The sequence below is a fragment of the Desulfobulbus alkaliphilus genome (genome assembly GCF_016918545.1).
In the GTDB taxonomy this organism is placed as follows: Bacteria; Desulfobacterota; Desulfobulbia; order Desulfobulbales; family Desulfobulbaceae; genus Desulfobulbus; species Desulfobulbus alkaliphilus.
Map to the genome: position 1 here is coordinate 1 of NZ_JAFFQC010000206.1, position 459 is coordinate 459.

Sequence of the window (459 nt, forward strand, 5' to 3'; positions counted from 1 at the left end):
GGGGACAGGTGCGTCCGTGCGCGAGGTCATCGACGGTCTCGCGGCCGTGTCCGGGCTGACCATCGACCCGATCGTCGAGGCGCGCCGCGCCGGCGACCCGCCCCAGCTGGTCGGCTCGCCCGAGCGCATCAACGAGATCCTCGGCTGGCACGCCGAGGCCGGCCTCGAGGAGATCCTCTCGTCGGCGTGGAAGGCCTGGCAGGCCGGTCCGCGTCCGATCGACGTGTGACCGACCGGCACGCCCGGTGACTGAGACCGGCACCGGGGACGGTGCTGCGACCGACGGACCGAGGGTCTCGTCCGCGGGTGTCAGCCTGCTGCCACCCGCCGGCTGGGTGGTCGTCGACGACGTCTCGGGGAGCGGGGCGAGGGCTCCCGTGGCCTCGCTCGCCGACGCCTCGGGCCGCCACGTCGCCGCACAGCTGAGCGTGCGCAGGCTCGCACCGCTCGTCTCGGGTG

General features: G+C 74.9%; 1 pseudogene. It reads left to right on the forward strand.

Annotated features, from left to right (window positions below):
- Positions 1 to 229, forward strand: a pseudogene (locus tag JWG43_RS20800) (UDP-glucose 4-epimerase GalE); the annotation flags it as partial.
- Positions 230 to 459 lie beyond the last annotated feature (230 nt).